The sequence below is a fragment of the Streptomyces sp. NPDC048420 genome (assembly GCF_040651535.1).
Classification (GTDB): domain Bacteria; phylum Actinomycetota; class Actinomycetes; order Streptomycetales; family Streptomycetaceae; genus Streptomyces.
Genome location: NZ_JBEZKG010000060.1, coordinates 1 through 18,000 on the forward strand (window position 1 = coordinate 1; position 18,000 = coordinate 18,000).

Annotated in this window: 19 protein-coding genes and 1 tRNA gene; 13 read left to right on the forward strand and 7 right to left on the reverse strand. The window is 68.7% G+C overall.

Going from position 1 to position 18,000, the window contains the following annotated elements; genetic code table 11:
- Positions 1-137: 137 nt before the first annotated feature.
- On the reverse strand, positions 138-1,391 hold the full coding sequence (locus AB0D34_RS46510) for a PTS transporter subunit EIIC (protein ID WP_362674118.1): 1,254 nt from the start codon (positions 1,389-1,391) through the stop codon (positions 138-140).
- Positions 1,392-1,566: 175 nt separating this feature from the next.
- Here AB0D34_RS46510 and AB0D34_RS46515 point away from each other — a divergent pair, with 175 nt between their 5' ends.
- The 4 genes from AB0D34_RS46515 to rdgB all read left to right on the forward strand — a co-directional run bounded on the left by AB0D34_RS46515 (position 1,567) and on the right by rdgB (position 3,807).
- The gene (locus tag AB0D34_RS46515; RefSeq protein ID WP_362674120.1) at positions 1,567-1,800 is read left to right on the forward strand and encodes a PTS glucose/sucrose transporter subunit IIB; all 234 of its coding nucleotides are present in this window, start codon (positions 1,567-1,569) and stop codon (positions 1,798-1,800) included.
- Between the two features lie 97 nt (positions 1,801-1,897).
- Positions 1,898-2,635 (forward strand): ribonuclease PH, encoded by a 738-nt coding sequence (rph, locus tag AB0D34_RS46520; RefSeq protein ID WP_362674122.1) that lies wholly within the window; start codon positions 1,898-1,900, stop codon positions 2,633-2,635.
- A 150-nt stretch (positions 2,636-2,785) separates the two neighbouring features.
- On the forward strand, positions 2,786-3,193 hold the full coding sequence (locus tag AB0D34_RS46525; protein WP_362674124.1) for a hypothetical protein: 408 nt from the start codon (positions 2,786-2,788) through the stop codon (positions 3,191-3,193).
- Positions 3,194-3,204: 11 nt separating this feature from the next.
- Positions 3,205-3,807: an RdgB/HAM1 family non-canonical purine NTP pyrophosphatase gene (gene rdgB, locus AB0D34_RS46530; RefSeq protein ID WP_362674127.1), complete on the forward strand. Its 603-nt coding sequence runs from the start codon at positions 3,205-3,207 to the stop codon at positions 3,805-3,807.
- A 54-nt stretch (positions 3,808-3,861) separates the two neighbouring features.
- Here rdgB and AB0D34_RS46535 read toward each other — a convergent pair.
- From AB0D34_RS46535 to AB0D34_RS46545, 3 genes are all read right to left on the reverse strand, one after another.
- A tRNA-Leu gene (locus AB0D34_RS46535) sits at positions 3,862-3,945 on the reverse strand.
- Complete coding sequence (locus AB0D34_RS46540) at positions 3,945-4,619, reverse strand: HNH endonuclease (protein WP_362674128.1); 675 nt, start codon at positions 4,617-4,619, stop codon at positions 3,945-3,947. The genes AB0D34_RS46535 and AB0D34_RS46540 overlap by 1 nt, the downstream gene beginning before the upstream one ends.
- Positions 4,616-5,266, reverse strand: a complete 651-nt coding sequence (locus AB0D34_RS46545) for an HNH endonuclease signature motif containing protein (protein WP_362674130.1) — start codon at positions 5,264-5,266, stop codon at positions 4,616-4,618. Before AB0D34_RS46545 ends, AB0D34_RS46540 begins: the two co-directional genes overlap by 4 nt.
- A 156-nt stretch (positions 5,267-5,422) precedes the next feature.
- Here AB0D34_RS46545 and AB0D34_RS46550 point away from each other — a divergent pair, with 156 nt between their 5' ends.
- Positions 5,423-5,935, forward strand: coding sequence for a GNAT family N-acetyltransferase (locus AB0D34_RS46550; RefSeq protein WP_362674132.1), 513 nt, complete (start codon positions 5,423-5,425; stop codon positions 5,933-5,935).
- On the opposite strand, the gene bcp is transcribed toward AB0D34_RS46550, so the two are convergent.
- On the reverse strand, positions 5,916-6,383 hold the full coding sequence (gene bcp / locus AB0D34_RS46555; RefSeq protein WP_362674135.1) for a thioredoxin-dependent thiol peroxidase: 468 nt from the start codon (positions 6,381-6,383) through the stop codon (positions 5,916-5,918). The two genes, AB0D34_RS46550 and bcp, sit on opposite strands and share 20 nt — an antisense overlap.
- 96 nt (positions 6,384-6,479) lie before the next feature.
- On the opposite strand from bcp, the gene AB0D34_RS46560 reads away from it, so the two are divergent.
- On the forward strand, positions 6,480-6,809 hold the full coding sequence (locus AB0D34_RS46560; protein WP_362674137.1) for a DUF3618 domain-containing protein: 330 nt from the start codon (positions 6,480-6,482) through the stop codon (positions 6,807-6,809).
- 44 nt (positions 6,810-6,853) lie between these two features.
- Entirely contained in the window at positions 6,854-7,204 is a 351-nt protein-coding gene (locus AB0D34_RS46565) for a co-chaperone GroES (protein ID WP_362674140.1), read from the forward strand.
- Between the two features lie 80 nt (positions 7,205-7,284).
- Here the strand turns inward: AB0D34_RS46565 and AB0D34_RS46570 are convergent, their stop codons facing one another.
- On the reverse strand, positions 7,285-9,690 hold the full coding sequence (locus tag AB0D34_RS46570) for a transglycosylase domain-containing protein (RefSeq protein WP_362674142.1): 2,406 nt from the start codon (positions 9,688-9,690) through the stop codon (positions 7,285-7,287).
- Positions 9,691-9,892: 202 nt separating this feature from the next.
- On the opposite strand from AB0D34_RS46570, the gene AB0D34_RS46575 reads away from it, so the two are divergent.
- The 4 genes from AB0D34_RS46575 to AB0D34_RS46590 are packed head-to-tail and all read left to right on the forward strand — an operon-like array spanning position 9,893 to position 13,233.
- The gene (locus AB0D34_RS46575) at positions 9,893-10,693 is read left to right on the forward strand and encodes an ABC-2 family transporter protein (protein ID WP_362674158.1); all 801 of its coding nucleotides are present in this window, start codon (positions 9,893-9,895) and stop codon (positions 10,691-10,693) included.
- A gap of 58 nt (positions 10,694-10,751) precedes the next feature.
- Positions 10,752-11,516: an ABC transporter permease gene (locus AB0D34_RS46580; protein WP_362674161.1), complete on the forward strand. Its 765-nt coding sequence runs from the start codon at positions 10,752-10,754 to the stop codon at positions 11,514-11,516.
- A gap of 2 nt (positions 11,517-11,518) precedes the next feature.
- On the forward strand, positions 11,519-12,526 hold the full coding sequence (locus AB0D34_RS46585) for an ABC transporter ATP-binding protein (RefSeq protein WP_362674145.1): 1,008 nt from the start codon (positions 11,519-11,521) through the stop codon (positions 12,524-12,526).
- 32 nt (positions 12,527-12,558) lie between these two features.
- Positions 12,559-13,233, forward strand: coding sequence for a DUF1707 domain-containing protein (locus AB0D34_RS46590; protein WP_362674148.1), 675 nt, complete (start codon positions 12,559-12,561; stop codon positions 13,231-13,233).
- 111 nt (positions 13,234-13,344) lie between these two features.
- Here the strand turns inward: AB0D34_RS46590 and AB0D34_RS46595 are convergent, their stop codons facing one another.
- Entirely contained in the window at positions 13,345-14,679 is a 1,335-nt protein-coding gene (locus AB0D34_RS46595; protein ID WP_362674151.1) for an SGNH/GDSL hydrolase family protein, read from the reverse strand.
- A gap of 195 nt (positions 14,680-14,874) precedes the next feature.
- Here AB0D34_RS46595 and AB0D34_RS46600 point away from each other — a divergent pair, with 195 nt between their 5' ends.
- Together AB0D34_RS46600 and AB0D34_RS46605 are read left to right on the forward strand one after the other, a co-directional pair.
- Positions 14,875-16,242: a DUF445 domain-containing protein gene (locus AB0D34_RS46600; RefSeq protein WP_362674154.1), complete on the forward strand. Its 1,368-nt coding sequence runs from the start codon at positions 14,875-14,877 to the stop codon at positions 16,240-16,242.
- Positions 16,243-16,308: 66 nt separating this feature from the next.
- Positions 16,309-17,763 (forward strand): MFS transporter, encoded by a 1,455-nt coding sequence (locus tag AB0D34_RS46605; protein WP_362674156.1) that lies wholly within the window; start codon positions 16,309-16,311, stop codon positions 17,761-17,763.
- The last annotated feature ends 237 nt before the right edge of the window (positions 17,764-18,000 follow it).

The window sequence follows — 18,000 nt, forward strand, 5'->3', positions numbered from 1 at the left end:
AAGACGCTCGGCTGGGTTACTCCAGCCGAGCGTCTACGTGATCTACTCACCACCTAAAACCAGGCGGTGTTGCGACGACCCCTGGAACCCAAGGAGGTTCAGGACTCCGGGGGCCTTCGTCATGCGTCAGCCGGGTGTCACGCCTTGGTGAGGTCCTCGATCTCCTCCTCGGGCTCGCGGCCCGGGGTGGGGAGGTTCCACCTGATGATGGCGAAGCGGAAGACCGAGTAGTAGATCGCCGCGAACACCAGCCCGATGGGGATGATCAGCCAGGGCTTGGTGGCCAGGTTCCAGTTGATCGCGTAGTCGATGAAGCCCGCGGAGAAGTTGAAGCCGTCGTGGACTCCCAGCCCCCAGGTGACGGCCATGGACAAGGCGGTCAGCACCGCGTGGATCACATAGAGGAGCGGGGCGATGAACATGAAGGAGAACTCGATCGGCTCGGTCACACCGGTCACGAAGGACGTCAGCGCGAGCGAGACCATCATGCCGGTCACGGCCTTGCGGCGCTCGGGGCGGGCAGTGTGCGCGATGGCCATCGCGGCGGCCGGCAGACCGAACATCATGATCGGGAAGAAGCCGGACATGAACATTCCGGCAGTCGGGTCGCCGGCCAGGAAGCGGCCGTAGTCGCCGTGGACGACCATGCCGGCGGCGTCCTTGAAGTCACCGAGCTGGAACCATGCCACCGTGTTCACGAACTGGTGCATGCCGACGGGGATCAGCGCGCGGTTGATCAGACCGAAGAGGGCGGCACCGAAGGAACCCAGACCAGTCATCCACTCACCGAAGTTGGCGATGCCCTCGCCGATCGGCTCCCAGACCAGCCCGAAGAAGACGCCGACGACGATGCCGACGAACGCCATGATGATCGGCACGAGACGACGGCCGTTGAAGAAGCCGAGCCAGTCGACCAGCTTCGTGCGATGGAACCGCTGCCACAGGACCGCCGAGAGCAGCCCCATGATGATGCCGCCGAGAACGCCGGGGTTGTTGTAGCTCGCGGCTATGTCAGCGCCCTTGGTGATCTTTGCCTCGGTGACCGGGAACGACTCCAGGACCTTGCTGTAGACCAGGAAGCCGACCAGCGCGGCGAGGGCGGTCGAGCCGTCGGACTTCTTGGCGAAGCCGATGGCGACGCCGATGCAGAAGAGCATCGGGAGGGCGCCGGTGATGGCGCCGCCGGCGTTGTTGAAGACCGAGGCGACCTTGTCCCAACCCAGGCCGTCCTTGCCGAACACGTCCGGTTGGCCGAGTCGGACGATCAGCCCCGCCGCCGGCAACACGGCGATCGGCAGCTGCAGGCTGCGGCCTACCTTCTGCAGGCCCTGGAAAAGGCCTGATCCCCACTTCTTGGTGGGCGCCGCCGAGGGCGCGGTGGCGGTGCTCATAACGCTTCCTCCATCGGGTGGTGGTCTACACCACTCAGTGGTGTAGACCTGTTGTACACGATGGGGTCGTTATAAGGAACCCGTCAGTTCCGCAACCGGTCGACTTCGGGTTGGCGACCGCCCGTCCGGTGGTGTAGACCAGCTGCTGACGTTTGAGTTGCGTGAGGAGACCCACATGGCCACCAAGGCAGAGAAGATCGTCGCCGGACTCGGCGGCATCGAGAACATCGAAGAGGTCGAGGGCTGCATCACCCGCCTGCGCACCGAGGTCATCGACGCCGGCAAGGTCGACGAGGCCGCCCTCAAGGCCGCCGGCGCCCACGGCGTCGTCAAGATGGGCACCGCAATCCAGGTCGTCATCGGCACCGACGCCGATCCGATCGCGGCGGAGATCGAGGACATGATGTGAAGCCTGGGGATCATCCCGGGTTGAGGGCCCCCTCCCGCTGAGCCCGGTCGCGGGAGGGGGCCCTTCCGCATCCCCCGCTCCCGCTAGGCTCAACGCCATGTCTCGAATCGACGGCCGCACCCCCGAACAACTCCGCCCGGTCACCATCGAACGCGGCTGGAGCAAGCACGCCGAGGGCTCCGTCCTCGTCTCCTTCGGCGACACGAAGGTCTTCTGCACCGCCTCCGTCACCGAAGGCGTCCCGCGCTGGCGCAAGGGCAGCGGCGAGGGCTGGGTCACCGCCGAGTACTCCATGCTGCCCCGCGCCACCAACACCCGCGGCGACCGCGAGTCCGTCCGCGGCAGGATCGGCGGCCGTACGCACGAGATCAGCCGCCTCATCGGCCGCTCCCTGCGCGCGGTCATCGACTACAAGGCGCTCGGCGAGAACACCATCGTCCTCGACTGCGACGTCCTCCAGGCCGACGGCGGCACCCGCACCGCCGCCATCACCGGCGCCTACGTCGCCCTCGCCGACGCCGTCTCCTGGGCCCAGGGCAGGAAGCTGATCAAGGCAGGCCGCCAGCCGCTGACGGGGACCGTGAGCGCGGTCTCCGTCGGCATCGTCGGCGGAGTCCCGCTCCTGGACCTCTGCTACGAGGAGGACGTCAAGGCCGACACCGACATGAACGTCGTCTGCACCGGCGACGGCCGCTTCGTCGAGGTCCAGGGCACCGCCGAGGCCGAGCCCTTCGCCCGCGAGGAGCTCAACTCCCTGCTCGACCTCGCCGTCTCGGGCTGCTCGGAACTCGCTGTCCTGCAGAGCAAGGCGCTTGATACGGTCCTCGAAAGGTAAAGGGAACGCCAAGAATGACGGCCGGTGCGGGCAACCCCGCCGGCCACCCCGGCGTCCTTGGAAGTACGGGCGTCCGTCGTGCACAGCGGACGTCCGGCCAGCATCAACAACGGGGGCCTGTGAGGCCTGCCCACAGGAGGGAACACATCCATGGCCGCGAGCCGACGTCGACGTAGTCGCCGTATCGCCACCGTCGCCGCCGCGGTGGCCGCCGTAGCACTGACGGCCGGTCTCACCACCGGCTGCGACGCGGTCAGCAAGGCACTCGACTGCGTCCAGACCGCCGAGGCCGTCGCCGACAGTGTCACCGACCTCCAGCAGGCCGTGGAGAACGCGTCGAACGACCCGACCCAGATCGACGAGGCCCTCACCTCCATCGACCAGAACCTCGACGAGATCGGCGACAAGACCGACAACGCCGACGTCAACAAGGCGGTCGACGACCTCAGCACGGCCGTCACCAACGTCCGTACGGCGGTCAAGAACGGCGACGAGACCCCGGACCTGAGCCCGGTCACCGACGCGGCCGGCGAACTCACCAAGGTCTGCACGCCGTAATACTGGTGGGCATGACCCGCCTGATCCTCGCCACCCGCAACGCCGGCAAAATCACCGAGCTCCACGCGATCCTCGCCGACGCAGGTCTGCCGTTCGACCTCGTCGGCGCGGACGCGTACCCCGAGATCCCCGACGTCAAGGAAACCGGCGTCACCTTCGCCGAGAACGCCCTGCTGAAGGCCCACGCCTTGGCCCAGGCAACGGGCCTGCCGGCGATCGCAGACGACTCCGGCCTCTGCGTAGACGTCCTGAACGGCGCCCCGGGCATCTTCTCGGCCCGCTGGGCAGGCACCCACGGGGACGACAAGGCCAACCTCGCATTGCTCCTGGCCCAGTTGTCGGACATCGCCGACGAACACAGGGGTGCCCACTTCGCCTGCGCGGCGGCCCTGGCGCTGCCGGACGGCACGGAGAGGGTGGTCGAGGGTCAGTTGCGGGGTGTCCTGCGGCACGCTCCCACAGGCACGAACGGCTTCGGCTACGACCCGATCCTCCAGCCGGAGGGCGACACCCGGACCTGCGCCGAGCTGACGGCGGAGGAGAAGAACGCGATCAGTCATCGGGGGCAGGCGTTTCGGGCGTTGGTGCCGGTGGTGCGGGAGCTGTTGGGCTGAGGTGCGCACGAGAACGGCCTGCGTATCGATCCTTCGATTCGCAGGCCGTTTGTGTGCGGCGGAAGGGATTCGAACCCTCAAGCCCGATCAAGGGCCACAGATCCTAAGTCTGCTGTGTCGCCATTGCACCACCGCCGCTAGCCGCCTGCCATCGTACCGGGAGCTGCTCGGCGCTTGTTGCCTCCCCTGCACCAGGTGCTGGTGATCGCGTGACAGTTGGGGCAGAGCAACCGCAGGTTCTCCCGCCGATCGTCGCTCCAGTCACCGTTGATGTGGTCGACCTCCAGGGTCATGGGTTTGCCGAGCCACTCGGGGCCGGTGCCGCATCCGGCGCACTCGTCAGATACGCCGACCTCGTGGAGCGCTCGACGTAGGCGTGTTGTCGTCGTCCGCTGTTTGCCCTCGTGCTGTACCAGAACATCTTCAGGTCGCTTGGCGTTCGGAGCCCGCTTTCCCCGCTGGTGTGCCTGCCCCGAGAAGTGTGCCGTCGTCAGGCGGTCGTCGTCGATCCACTTACGCAGCTTCTTCCGCTGAGCACCGTTGTCCGTGAGGCCGAGGTGGCGCAGCAGCTGCGCCATGGAGGAGGACTCGGTGACAGCCGCCCGCAACTCATCGGGGGTGGGCCGGGCGAACCTTCCGCAGGGGCTGAAATGCGAGATGTCGATGCCGAAGTGGTCGAATCGCTTGGTCAGGTACTTGCGGAGGTAGCCGTATGGCCGGGTGCCGAACAAGGCAATGACCTCGTCGAGGTTGGAACACTGAGTCGCTGCCTCGGCCAGGCGCTCGCGGCTGTACCGGACGCCGCTGGTCACGAGACGCGCACCTTGCCGCGCCCCCGGTAACTGTCCGTCGTCGAATGGCAGTTGGGGCAGAGCAGCCGCAGGTTCTCGATGCGGTTGTTCCGCCAGTTGCCGTCGATGTGGTCGACCTCCAAGGGGAGCGGCTCCCCGAGCCACACGCCCTCGATCCCACACAGGGCGCATTGGTCGTCCACCCCAACCTCGCGCATCGCTCGCTTCAGGCGGCTGCTCGGTACCCGCCGGGCATGTGTCGATGTGTCCTCGGTGAGGATCTCCTGGGCGGTCCGGCGGCGCTGGTTGTACCGCTGCCGCTCCGTACGGACCACCAGCGAGAAGTGCGAGGTGTCGATGCCGTAGGCCTTGATACGCCGGGAGATGTTCGTGTGGTGGCCGCCGACCACCTCCAGTCCGAGTCGCCGCAGGACTTCGTTGACGCTTGCCGACACAGCGACCGCTGGCTCAAGGATCTCTCTTGTCCACTTGGCCCCCTCGCGATCGAAGTGCGAGACGTCCACTCCGAGCTTCTTCATCCGCTCGTGTACATACCGGCGCTTCCAGCTCTTGGGCTCCACCCCCAACCTTTCGCAAGCCTCGGACAACGTCCGCGCCCCCCGAGCCGCCTCCTCCAGCCGCTCTTTGGTGTACGCGCTGGCCCCCATCGAACCCCCTCCGTATCCGGCCGCATGTTCGCGGCCTCGCACGGAATAACGACTCGCTAATCAGACAGTCACGCCGGAAATGTAAAGAGCTGCTATCCTGTCTCTCGTCAACGCGGCCTTCCGGCACGGACCTTGTCCGTTCGGAAGGCTTTTTTCATGACCACACAACCGGACGTCACCGTCCGCCCAGCCACCCCCACCGACCGGCCCACCATCGAGCGCCTCTGGCTGCTCTTCCGCCACGACTTGTCCGAGTTCGGCGGCCAACTGCCCAGCCCGGACGGCACGTTCAGGCGTGAGCGGCTGGAGGCTGCCTTCAGTGGGGACGCGGACTGGGCGGCGTATCTGTTCACCGTCGGCGAGCGTCCTGTCGGGTTCGCTTTTGTGCGGGCGGTCGGGCAGCCCACCCGCGTGCTCAACAGCTTCTTCGTCGTGCGGGGCGTACGGCGTACCGGGATCGGGCTGTGGGCCGTCCGGGAGGTGGTGGCGCGGCATCCGGGGGCGTGGGAGATCGCGTTTCAGGAGAACAACGCGAAGGCCGTGCGGTTCTGGCGGCGTGTCGCCGAGGAACTCGCCCCCGGGGAATGGGGCGAGGAGCGCAGGCCGGTGCCGGAGCGGCCCGACCTGGCTCCTGACAACTGGATCTCGTTCAGATACCCAAATCCTTGATGATCTTCGCCACGTGGCCCGTCGCCCGGACGTTGTACAGGGCCCGCTCGACCTTGCCCTCCTCGTCCACGATGATCGTGGAGCGGATGACACCCATGTAGGTCTTGCCGTAGTTCTTCTTCTCGCCGTACGCGGCGTAGGCCTCGGTGACCTTCTTCTCCGGGTCGGCCAGCAGCGTGACCTTCAGGGATTCCTTCTCGCGGAACTTCGCCAGTTTCTCCGGCGCGTCCGGGGAGATGCCGATGACGTCGTAGCCCGCGCCGGCCAGCACCTCCAGGTTGTCGGTGAAGTCGCAGGCCTGCTTCGTGCAGCCGGGGGTCAGGGCGGCCGGGTAGAAGTAGACGATGACCTTGCGGCCCTTGTGGTCCGACAGGGACACCTCGGTGCCGTCGGCGTCGGGCAGGGTGAAGGCGGGGGCCACGTCCCCGGGCTGGAGTCGCTCGCTCATTGGCTCAGCGTAACCGGGGGTCCTGACAGTGCGGTCGCGGGCGGAACTGACAGACTGTCCAGGACGACAACGAGAAAGCGACTTCGGAGGCCTGCCGTGGCGGACACGTCGGACATCAGAACCCCGGCGCAGATCGAGGCGGACATCAAGCGCCGCCGCGACGTGCTGGCCGAGACGCTCGACGAGATCGGGGTGCGGGTGCACCCGAAGACGATCGTCGGCGACGCCAAGGCCAAGGTCGTCTCCAACATCGACCACACACTCGGGCGGGCGTACGTCTCGGTCAACAGGGCCGTCACCGAGGTGAAGGCCCAGTTCGTGGACGAGGAGGGGGCGCCGCGTCTGGAGCGGGTCGTGCCGGTCGCCCTCGTCGCCGTGGGGCTCGTGGGGCTGCTCGCCCTCGGCACCCGGCGTCGCAAGGGCTGACCCGGACGCGTACACGGGCCCCGAAGGCAGGTAGGTTCAGTGGCGTGAGCGCCAAGAGAATCGACACCACGCACGACAAGCTGCCCATCCGGATGCTGCACGACCGCGTACTCGTGCGGCAGGAGAACGGTGAGGGCGAGCGGCGGTCGGGCGGCGGCATCCTCATCCCCGCCACCGCGGCCGTCGGGCGCCGGCTGGCCTGGGCCGAGGTCGTCGCCGTGGGGCAGAACGTACGGACCGTGGAGCCGGGCGACCGGGTGCTCTACGACCCCGAGGACCGCGCCGAGGTCGAGGTGCGGGGCGTCGGGTACGTGCTCATGCGCGAGCGTGATCTGCACGCCGTGGCGGCGGACCGGTTCGAGGGTTCCGAGGACTCGACCGGCCTGTACCTGTAATACGACGGCGAGGGGGGCCGGTGACCATCGTCACCGGCCCCCCTCGCCGTTCCGGGAAGGCGACCTCCACTGAGGCGTGGTTACTCCCTGCGGGTCGTGGTCGTCTGGCCCTGGCCGCCCGTGGCTCCGCCGCTCGGGGAGTCCCCGGTGGTGCCTCCGGTCGTGTCCCCCGTCGTCCCGCCGTCGGTCGTGGTGCCGCCGGTGGTCGGATCCCCGCTGGTCTCACCCGTCGTGCCGCCGTCGGTCGTGGTGCCGCCGGTGGTCGGGTCCCCGGTCGTGCCGCCCGTCGTGGTGCCGCCGCCGGTGGTGGTCGTACCGCCGTTGTCCTGGCCCTGTGTCTGGCCCTGTGTCTGGCCCTGGGTGTCCTGGCCGCCGGTGGTGTCACCCGTGGTGCCGCCACCGGCGGGGGCGCTCGTGGTCGGGTCGGGCGGGGCCTGGGTGCTCGGGGCCTGGGTTTCCGCGCCCGCCTGGAGTTCGAGGTCGAAGTCGCCGACCGGCTTCCCCTTGAGGGCGGCCTTGGTGTACTGCGCCCAGATCTCGGCCGGCGGGCCACCGCCGTTGACGCGTTCCAGGCCGATCGCGCCGTACAGCGACTTGTGGGCGGCGGTCACCGGGTCCTGGCCCATGACCGAGACGACCGTGGCGAGTTCGGGGGTGTAGCCCGCGAACCAGGCGGCCGTGTCCTCCTCGGCGGTACCGGTCTTGCCCGCGGCGGGGCGGTCGGCGGCCTGGGCGGCGGTGGCGGTGCCGTTGTCGACGACGCTCTGCAGTATCGACGTGGTGGTGTCGGCGGCCTCGCGGCTGATGGCCTGCCTGGTCTTCTGCTGGGGCAGCTCGACGGTCTCCGAGCCGTCCTTGGTGATCTTGTCGATCATCGTGTACGTGGCGTGCCGGCCGTGGTTGGCGAGGGTGGCGTAGGCCTCCGCCATGTCGAGGACGCTCGCGGTGTTCACACCGAGCGCGATCGACGGGGACGCCGTGAGGTCGGGGGTGTCGGCGGGGATGCCCAGGTCGATCGCGGTCTGCTTGACCTTGTCCGAGCCGACGTCGACGGCCATCTGCGCGTACACCGAGTTGACGGACTTGTCGGTGGCCTCGCGGACGGTGATCTCGCCGTAGGAGCCCTGGTCCTCGTTCTCGGGGGCGTAGCTGCCGCCGCTCCAGCCCACGACCGGACGCTTGTTGGTGCCGTCGTAGTAGGTGTTCGGGGTGATGGTCTGGCCGTCCTGCGTCCGGGAGTCGTTCTGGACGGCCGAGGCGAACACGATGGGCTTGAAGATGGAGCCGACCTGGAAGTCGCCTCGGGTCGCGCCGTTCGTGTACTGCTTGACGTAGTCGATGCCGCCGTACATCGCGACGACCTTGCCGGTCTTCGGGTCGACGGAGGCGCCGCCCGCGCGGACGTAGTTGTCGACCTTGTTGTTCTTCTTGTCGAGCTTCTTCATCACCTGGTCGTTGACGGCCGTCACGAAGGCGTCCTGCTTGGTCTTGTCCAGGGTGGTGGTGATGCGGTAGCCGCCGGCCTCCAGCTGGTCCGCGGTGACGATCTTGTTGCTGGTGAGGTAGTCCTTGATCGCCTGGACGATGTAGCCGCGCTGCCCGGACAGGCCGGTGGAGACGGTCTGCTCCTTCGGCATCGGGAACTTCACGCCGGTGCGCGCGGACTCGCTCAGCCAGCCCTTCTTGACCATGCCGTCGAGGACGTAGTTCCAGCGGGCCTCGGCCGCCGCCTTGTTCTCGGGGTGTGCGACGACGTCGTACTCGCTGGGCGCGTTGACCAGCGCGGCGAGGTAGGCGGCGCGGGCGGGGTCGAGGTCGACGGCGTCCATGCCGTAGTAGGCCTGGGCGGCGGCCTGGATGCCGTAGGCGTTGCGGCCGAAGTAGCTGGTGTTGAGGTAGCCCTCGAGGATGTCGTCCTTGGACTTCTCGCGGTCCAGCTTGATCGAGATGAAGAACTCCTTGGCCTTGCGGGTGACGGTCTGTTCCTGGGCCAGGTAGTAGTTCTTCACGTACTGCTGGGTGATCGTGGAGCCGGACTGCTTGCCCTTGCCGGTGGCGGTGTTCCACCCGGCGCGCAGCATGGCCTTCGGGTCGATCGCCGACTCGGTGTAGAAGTCGCGGTCCTCGGCGGCCAGGATGGCGTGCTGCGCGTCCTTGGAGATCTGCGAGAGGCCGACGTTCTCGCGGTTGACCTCGCCGTCACGGGCCAGTTGGCTGCCGTCGGCGTACAGGTAGACGTTGGACTGCTTGGTGGCGAGCGCGTTGGCCGGTGGGATCTTGACCATGGAGTAGCCGACGTAGAACAGGCCGGCCAGGGCCATCAGCGCGAGGACGAAGCCGCCCAGCACCATGCGCCATGTCGGGATTACCCGTCGCCAGCCCGTGCGCCTGGGCCGCTTGCCCTTCTTCTTTCCGTCGGGCTCTTCAGCCGCTTGCGGTTCTTGTGGTGCCCAGCCCTCGGTCGGCTGCTGCGGCTGGTCGCTCATGTCGTGCACGGACTCCTGTTTCGCGTCGTACGTTCCTGTACGCCCTCATAACGCCTTTGCGCCCCCAGTCGAAGACTCTCGCACCACGCGTTCCGTTCCCGATCACGGCACGGGTCCGGCCGGAAAAACGCGTGGCGTACGTCACCACCGGCGGACTAGGCTCCTGCGCTTCGGTGTCCAGCGGACTGGGAGGGCTGTGAATGTGGGTTCCGGGCGGTTGTACGCGGCCGTCGCGGCGGGGGGATTCAGACGGTACGCGACGTATCGGGCGGCGACGCTCGCAGGGGTGTTCACCAACACCGTCTTCGGTGTGATCCTCGTCTACACGTATCTCGCGCTGTGGGACGAGAAGCCCCATCTCGGGGGCTACGACCAGGCGCAGGCGGTCACTTATGTATGGCTCGGGCAGTGTCTCTACGCGACTCTCGCCATCCAGGGCGGCGGTGCCGAGAAGGACCTCATGGACCGCATTCGCACGGGGGAGATCGCGGTCGACCTGTACCGGCCCGCCGACCTCCAACTGTGGTGGCTGGCCAGTGACTTGGGCCGCTCGCTGTTCCAGTTGCTGGGACGGGGAGTGATCCCCTTCGTCCTCGGCGCCCTGTTCTTCCCGATGGCACTGCCCACGGACGTCACCTCCTGGGCGGCCCTGTTCGTGGCGCTGGTGCTCGCGATGGTGGTCAGCTTCGGCATCCGCTATCTCGCGGCGCTGAGCGCGTTCTGGCTGATGGACGGCCAGGGCATCTCGCAGGCCGTGATGATCCTCGGGGTCTTCTGCTCGGGCATAGTGCTCCCGCTGAACGCCTTCCCGGGCGTCCTCGGTGACATCGTGCGCGCGCTGCCGTGGGCGGCGCAGATCCAGATGCCGGCGGACGTGCTGATGGGGGAGACGGACCCGCTCGGCGCGTACGCCTTCCAGGCGACCTGGGCGGTGGTGCTGCTGGCGGCCGGACGGCTGCTCCAGCAGGCCGCGACCCGGAGGGTGGTGGTCCAGGGTGGCTGAGGCCCTGGGGACGTCGAGGACGCGCGAGGGCCTGCGGGCCTACTGGCTGATCGCGGGCATGTGGCTGCGCTCCTCCATGACCTACCGCTTCTCCTTCGTGGTCACGATGTGCGGCAACCTGCTGATGACCGCCATGGACTTCGTCACGATCCTGATGATGTTCTCGCAGGTCGACTCGCTGGGCGGCTGGACGCTGCCCGAGATCGCCTTCCTCTACGGCCTCTCGGTCACCGCCTTCGGCATCGCCCACCTGGTGCTCGGCTCCGTGGACGTGCTGGGCGCCCGGATCCGCGACGGCTCCTTCGACACCCTGCTGGTGCGGCCCGCGCCGGTGCTCGCGCAGATCGGCGCGGACCACTTCGCGCCGCGCCGCCTGGGCCGGATCATCCAGGGCGCGGTGGTGCTGGTCTGGGCGGTGGCGGCGGTCGATGTCGACTGGAGCGCGGCGAAGATGCTGTTGGTGCCGGTGATGGTGGTCAGCGGGGCGGTGATCTTCTGCGCGGTGTTCGTGGCGGGCGCGGCCTTCCAGATCTTCGCTCAGGACGCGAGCGAGGTGCAGAACGCGTTCACTTACGGCGGTACGACCCTGTTGCAGTACCCGCCGACCGTGTTCGGGAAGGACTTCGTGCGGGGCGTGACCTTCATGTTCCCGCTCGCTTTCGTCAACTGGGTACCCGCCTCCTATGTGTTGGGCAGGCCGTACCCGCTGGAGCTGCCCGAGTGGGCGGCCTTCGCGCCCCCGCTGGTGGCGGTGGCGTGTTGTGTGCCGGCCGGTCTGGCATGGCGGGCCGGCCTCGGTTCGTATCGGAGTACGGGGAGTTAATGATGGACGTGGCGGTGGACGCGGCGACGGACCTGGCGACGGACGCCTTCATTGAACTCGACCACGTCGAGAAGGTGTTCGACGTGCGCAAGAAGACCGGCTTCCTGAAACGGGAGCGGCGTCAGGTGCGGGCGGTCGACTCGATCTCCTTCACCGTGGCGCGCGGCGAGATGGTCGGGTACATCGGCCCCAACGGCGCGGGCAAGTCGACGACGATCAAGATGCTGACGGGCATCCTGACGCCGAGCGGAGGCCGGCTGCGGGTGGCGGGGATCGACCCGTCCCGGGAGCGGACGAAGCTCGCGCACCGCATCGGGGTGGTCTTCGGCCAGCGCACGACCCTGTGGTGGGACCTCCCGCTGATCGACTCCTACAAGCTGATGCACCGCATGTACCGCATCCCGGACGCCCGTTACCGCGAGAACCTCGACCGCTGCGTCGAACTCCTCGAAATGCAGGACCTGTTGGACGTGCCGGTACGCCAACTGTCCCTGGGCCAGCGGATGCGGGGCGACATCGCGGCGGCCCTGCTGCACGACCCCGAGGTCCTGTACCTGGACGAGCCGACGATCGGCCTCGACGTCATCTCCAAGGCCAAGGTGCGTGGATTCCTGCGGGAGTTGAACGCCGAGCGCGGCACGACTGTCCTGCTGACCACCCACGACCTCCAGGACATCGAGCAGCTCTGCTCCCGCGTGATGGTCATCGACCACGGGCGCCTTATGTACGACGGTCCCCTCACCGGCCTCCACGAGGTGGGCGAGAGCGAGCGCACGCTCGTCGTGGACCTGGAACGTGAGCTGCCGCCGATCGAGGCGGCGCCTGCGCGGGTGGTCAAGGTCGAGGGACCCCGGCAGTGGCTGGCGTTCCCGGCGGGGCAGTCGGCGGCGGAACTGGTGGCCCGGGTCGCGGCGGAGTACCCGCTGGTCGACCTGTCGGTGCGGGAACCGGACATCGAGGCGGTGATCGCGAAGATGTACGCGGGGGCGGCGGAGAAAGCGGTGTCGTAGCCGTGGCGAGGGGTTCCTCGTAGGCTGACCGCATGACCGACGAACTCCCGGAGCTCCGGGCTTCCGACGCCGATCGTGAGCGAGTCGCCGAGGTCCTGCGGGACGCCCTGGCCGAAGGGCGGCTCGACATGGAGGAGTTCGAGGAGCGGCTCGACACGACGTACAAGGCGCGGACCTACGGGGAGCTCGCGCCGATCACCCGGGACCTGCCGGTCGGGCAGGTGGTCGATCCCAAGGTCGACATGGTGAAGAGGCCCGAGCCGGACGGGAGTTGGCCGTCCCGGATCGTCGGCGGCGAGGGCTCGTCGACGTGGGGTGTCGCCGTCATGTCCGGCTTCGAGCGCAAGGGGCGCTGGACGGTGCCCCGGCGCTTCAACTGCTTCTCCTTCTGGGGCGGTGGGGTGATCGACCTGCGCGAGGCGAACTTCGCGGACCGCGAGGTCGAGATCAACTGCACGGCGATCATGGGCGGGGTGCAGGTGATCGTGCAGCCCGGGGTCGAGGTCGTGGTGCGCGGGATCGGGATCATGGGGGGTTTCGACCACCGCGAGGACGGTGTGCCGGGGGAGCCCGGGGCACCTCGGGTGATCGTAACCGGGTTCGCGTTCTGGGGCGGGGTCGGCGTCGAACGCAAGGTGACGAGGGCGGAACGGCAGCGGCTCCGGGAGGAGCGGCGGCAGCAGAGGCTGGAACGCCGGCGGGACTGAGCGGTCGGTGGGCGGGTGCGGGCCGGTGGGGGCTGGTCGCGCAGTTCCCCGCGCCCCTCAGTGGGTGCAGCCACGGCCTGCCTGACTGCACCCCCCCGTTTGCACCCGCAGCTACAGTCGAGCCGCCGCCGATCCCTTCAAGTACTCCAGATCGAACACATCGGCCATCCGCTCGTACCCCCTGTCGTTCGGATGCAGCCGATCCCCCGAGTCGTACAGGGAACGCAGCCGCCGCGGGTCGTACGGATCCCGTACCGCCTTGTCGAAGTCGACGACCGCGTCGTACACCTTCCCCGACCGGATCTCCGCGTTGATGGTCTGACGCACACCCTCCCGCGCCCAGGTCCACCCGCTGCGGTCGCCGAACGGCATGAGCGTCGCGCCGACGACCTTGATCCCGCGCGCGTGCGCCTGGCGGACCAGGTCGCGCAGGCCGGTGAGGATCTTCTGTGGGTCGGCCGTGCCCGGGGTGCGGAGGATGTCGTTGATGCCGAGGTCGATGACGACGACCTTGACGTTGGGACGGTCGAGGACGTCCCGGCTGAAGCGGCGGATGCCGGCCTGGTTCTCCAGGGGGCGCCCGCGGGCGTCGGAGAGGACCCGGTTGCCGCCGATCCCCGCGTTGACGACGCTGTAGCGGGGGAGGTTCTGACCGTCCGCGAGAGCGGTGCGCAGGCGCCGGTTCAGAAAGTCCGGCCAGCGGGCGTTCGCGTTGGCGGTGGAGTTCTTGCCGTCGGTGAGCGAGTCGCCGAAGGCGACCACCGTGCCGTCCGCCTGGTCGCTGAGCACGTCCAGGGCGGTGAGGTAGCGCCAGTAGTCCACCTGTTCGGTGTACCCGGCGCCGGTCTCGTCCTCGGTGAGGTCGCCTTCTCCGGCGTACGACGTCTGCCGTGCCGTCGGGTGGTAGGTGACCGGCCCGGACAGGGTGGGGGAGTAGGTGGTGACCAGGACGTCGCCGCCCGCCGGGACGGCGAGTGCGACGGCGTCGCTGAGCACCTGCGCGCCCGCCGCGATGACGATCGTGGTGCTCCCGGCGAACGTGAGCCGCCGCACGGTCCCCGCGCTCGCCGCGGGGGTCTCGGGACCGGCGGCGAGGGCGATGGACGCGTGGGTGATGGTCAGCGCGGTCCGGCCGTAGAGATTGGACAGGGTGATACGGGCACTCGTACCGCCGACGCCGGCATGGACGACGTTGCGGACGGAGCGGCCCGTCATGCCCTCGGTGGCGGTGCCGGGCTCGGCGCCGACCGGTGAGGCGGACCAGGCGCCGACCCAGACCCCGGCGGAGGCGGGCGCGGCGGAAGGACGTGAGGGCGCGGAGCCGGACAGCGAGGTCCGGCCCTTGGTGCCGTGGTCGGCCGCCACCGATACGTAGATGGCGGTGGACAGGGCCACGATCACGGCGATGATCGTGGCGAGCAGGGCGTAACCATGACGCCGTGTCATGTGGTGCTGTTCTCCTAGGGCGATGGGAGCCCGGGGGCTCCGATCTGATGAGCTCATGATGAGGCATGAGCCTGATCAAAGTGACGGGGCCCTCTCCGGTTCCCCCGCCCGGACAGACGCGGGGAACTCTTGTTCCGTTCCGGGAGTCGGTCAGGAAGGGACAATGTGTGAGGGATCACCGAACGGGTGGAGCGGATGGAACGTACGAAACCAGAGGAAACGGGACCATCTGACGTGGAGCGGCAGACACGTCCGGCCGGGGCCGCGCAGCGCGCCGTCCCCGCTTCGGCCGTCCGTGCGATGAACACCTTCAGCGAGGCCGACCTGGTAAAACAGCGCGGGGTGCGGCGCATGAAGCTCACCGCGACCGGGCTGCTGCTCTTCGTGGCGCTGGTGTACGTGCTCGCCGAGTGGGCGTCCCACGAGGGTGCCGGCGCCTGGGCCGGCTATGTCGCCGCGGCCGCCGAGGCCGGCATGGTCGGCGCGATGGCCGACTGGTTCGCCGTCACCGCCCTCTTCCGCCACCCCCTCGGCCTGCCCATCCCGCACACCGCGATCATCCCCACCAAGAAGGACCAGTTGGGGGTGTCGCTGGGCGAGTTCGTCGGCGAGAACTTCCTCTCGGAGGACGTCGTACGACAGCGGCTGCGTGCCGTCGGGATCGGCAGCCGGCTGGGGGCGTGGCTGGCGGAGCCCGAGCACGCCGACCGGGTCACGGCCGAGCTGTCGGCCGCGCTCAGGGGTGCCCTCACCGTGCTGCGGGACTCCGACGTCCAGGCCGTGGTCGGCGAGGCGATCACCCGGCGGGCCGACGCCCAGGAGATCGCGCCCGGCATCGGGAAGATGCTGGAGAAGGTCGTCGCGGACGGCGGGCACCGGCGGGTCGTCGACCTGGTGGTGACCCGGGCCCACGACTGGCTCGTCCTCCACGACGAGCAGGTCATGGACGCGGTGCAGGGCGGCGCGCCCGGCTGGACCCCGCGGTTCGTCGACAAGAAGGTCGGCGAACGCGTCTACAAGGAGCTGCTTCGCTTCGTGACCGAGATGCGGGACATGCCGTCCCATCCGGCGCGCGGGGCGCTGGACCGGTTCCTGACGGACTTCGCCTCCGACCTCCAGTCCGACACGGACACACGCGCGCGTGTGGAGCGGCTCAAGGGCGAGGTGCTGGGGCGCGGCGAGGTCCAGGACCTGATCGCGTCCGCCTGGACCGCCGTACGGTCGATGATCGTCTCCGCCGCCGAGGACGAGCGCAGTGAGCTGCGGCTGCGGGTGCGGGCGTCGCTGCTGTCGCTGGGGGCGCGGATGGCCGTGGACCCGAAGGTGCAGGCGAAGGTCGACGGCTGGGTGGAGGGCGCCGCGGTGTACGTGGTCACGACCTACCGGCGCGAGATCACCTCCCTGATCACGGACACGGTGGCCGGCTGGGACGCCGAGCACACCACGAAGAAGATCGAGGCGAACATCGGGCGTGACCTGCAGTTCATCCGGATCAACGGCACGGTGGTGGGGTCGCTCGTGGGGTTGCTGATCTACACGGTGTCACGGGCGTTGGGGGCGTAGGCGGGCCGGCCGGGGGCACCCGGGTCGGGTTCGCTCGACATCGCTCGACGGGGAGGGAGCCCTTCCGTGGCCATCGCGCAGGCCGATACCGGCCGTACCGTCACGACGAACGTCCCCGCCCGGCTCGACCGGCTGCCCTGGTCGCGCTGGCACTGGACGATCGTCATCGGGCTGGGCACCGTGTGGATTCTCGACGGCCTGGAGGTCACGGTCGTCGGCAACATCGCGAGCCGGCTGTCGGAGCCGGGGAGCGGGCTCGCGATCTCCTCCGGGCAGGTCACCGGTATCGCGGCGGCGCTGTATGTGGCGGGCGCGTGTGCGGGGGCGCTGTTCTGGGGGCGGCTGACGGACAAATGGGGCCGCAAGAAGCTGTTCATGATCACGCTGGCGGTGTATCTGGCCGCCACGGCGCTGACCTCGGTGTCCTTCGACTCCTGGTGGTTCTTCCTGTTCCGGTTCCTGACCGGGTTCGGGATCGGCGGGGAGTACGCGGCGATCAACTCCGCGATCGACGAGCTGATCCCGGCGAAGTACCGGGGGCGGGTCGATCTGATGATCAACGGGAGTTTCTGGCTGGGTGCGGTGGGGGGTTCGCTGCTGTCGATCGTCGCGCTGAACACGGACATCTTCGCGAAGGACGTGGGCTGGCGGCTGACGTTCGCGCTGGGGGCCGTGCTGGCGCTGGTGATCCTTCTCGTACGGCGGCATGTGCCGGAGAGTCCGCGGTGGTTACTGATCCACGGGCGGGACGAGGAGGCCGAGCGGATCGTCACGTCGATCGAGAAGCGGGTCGAGGCGGAGCGGGGCGGCGAGCCCTTGCCGCGGCCGGAGGGTGAGATCACGATCCGCCAGCGGCGGAGCGTGACGTTCGTGGAGATCGCGCGGACCCTGTTCTCGGACTACCGTCGCCGTTCGGTGCTGGGTTTTTCGTTGTTCATCGGCCAGGCCTTCCTCTACAACGCGATCACGTTCGGCTTCGGTGCGATCCTCACGACGTTCTTCGATGTGCCGACGGGGGACACCGGGTACTACTTCGCGGTCATCGCGATCGGCAACTTCTGTGGGCCGCTGCTGCTGGGGAAGCTGTTCGACACGGTGGGTCGGCGGGTGATGATCTCGTCGACGTACCTGCTGTCCGGGCTGCTGCTGTTCGGTACGGCGTGGTTGTTCGACCGGGGGTCGCTGGACGCGGCCACGCTGACGGCCTGCTGGTGTGCCGTGCTGTTCTTCGCGTCGGCGGGGGCGTCGAGTGCCTACCTCACGGTGTCCGAGGTGTTCCCGATGGAGACGCGGGCGATGTCGATCGCGTTCTTCTACGCGCTGGGTACGGCGGCGGGCGGCATCAGCGGACCGCTGCTGTTCGCCGACCTGACGAGCACGGGCAAGGTCGGCGACACGGTGCTCGCCTTCCAGATCGGGGCGGGGTTGATGTGTGCGGCGGGTCTGGTGGCGGCGGTGTTGGCGGTGCGGGCGGAGCGGAGGTCGTTGGAGGACATCGCGAAGCCGCTGACGGCGACGTGATACCTGCGGCGCCTGTGCGGGGTGGGTGGGGGCGGGGGTTGTGTGCAGTTCCCCGCGCCCCTGAGGTGCCTGCGGGTTGGCTCCGGCGGTTGGGCGGGGTTCGGTTGTTGGTTGGGTGCGGGTTCGGTGGGGGCTGGTGTTGTGCGCAGTTCCCCGTGCCCCTGGATGCCTGCGGCGGCCTGTGCGGGTCCGGTGGGGGCGTGTGTAGCGCGTTGGGTTCGGTGGGTGGGTCGGGGC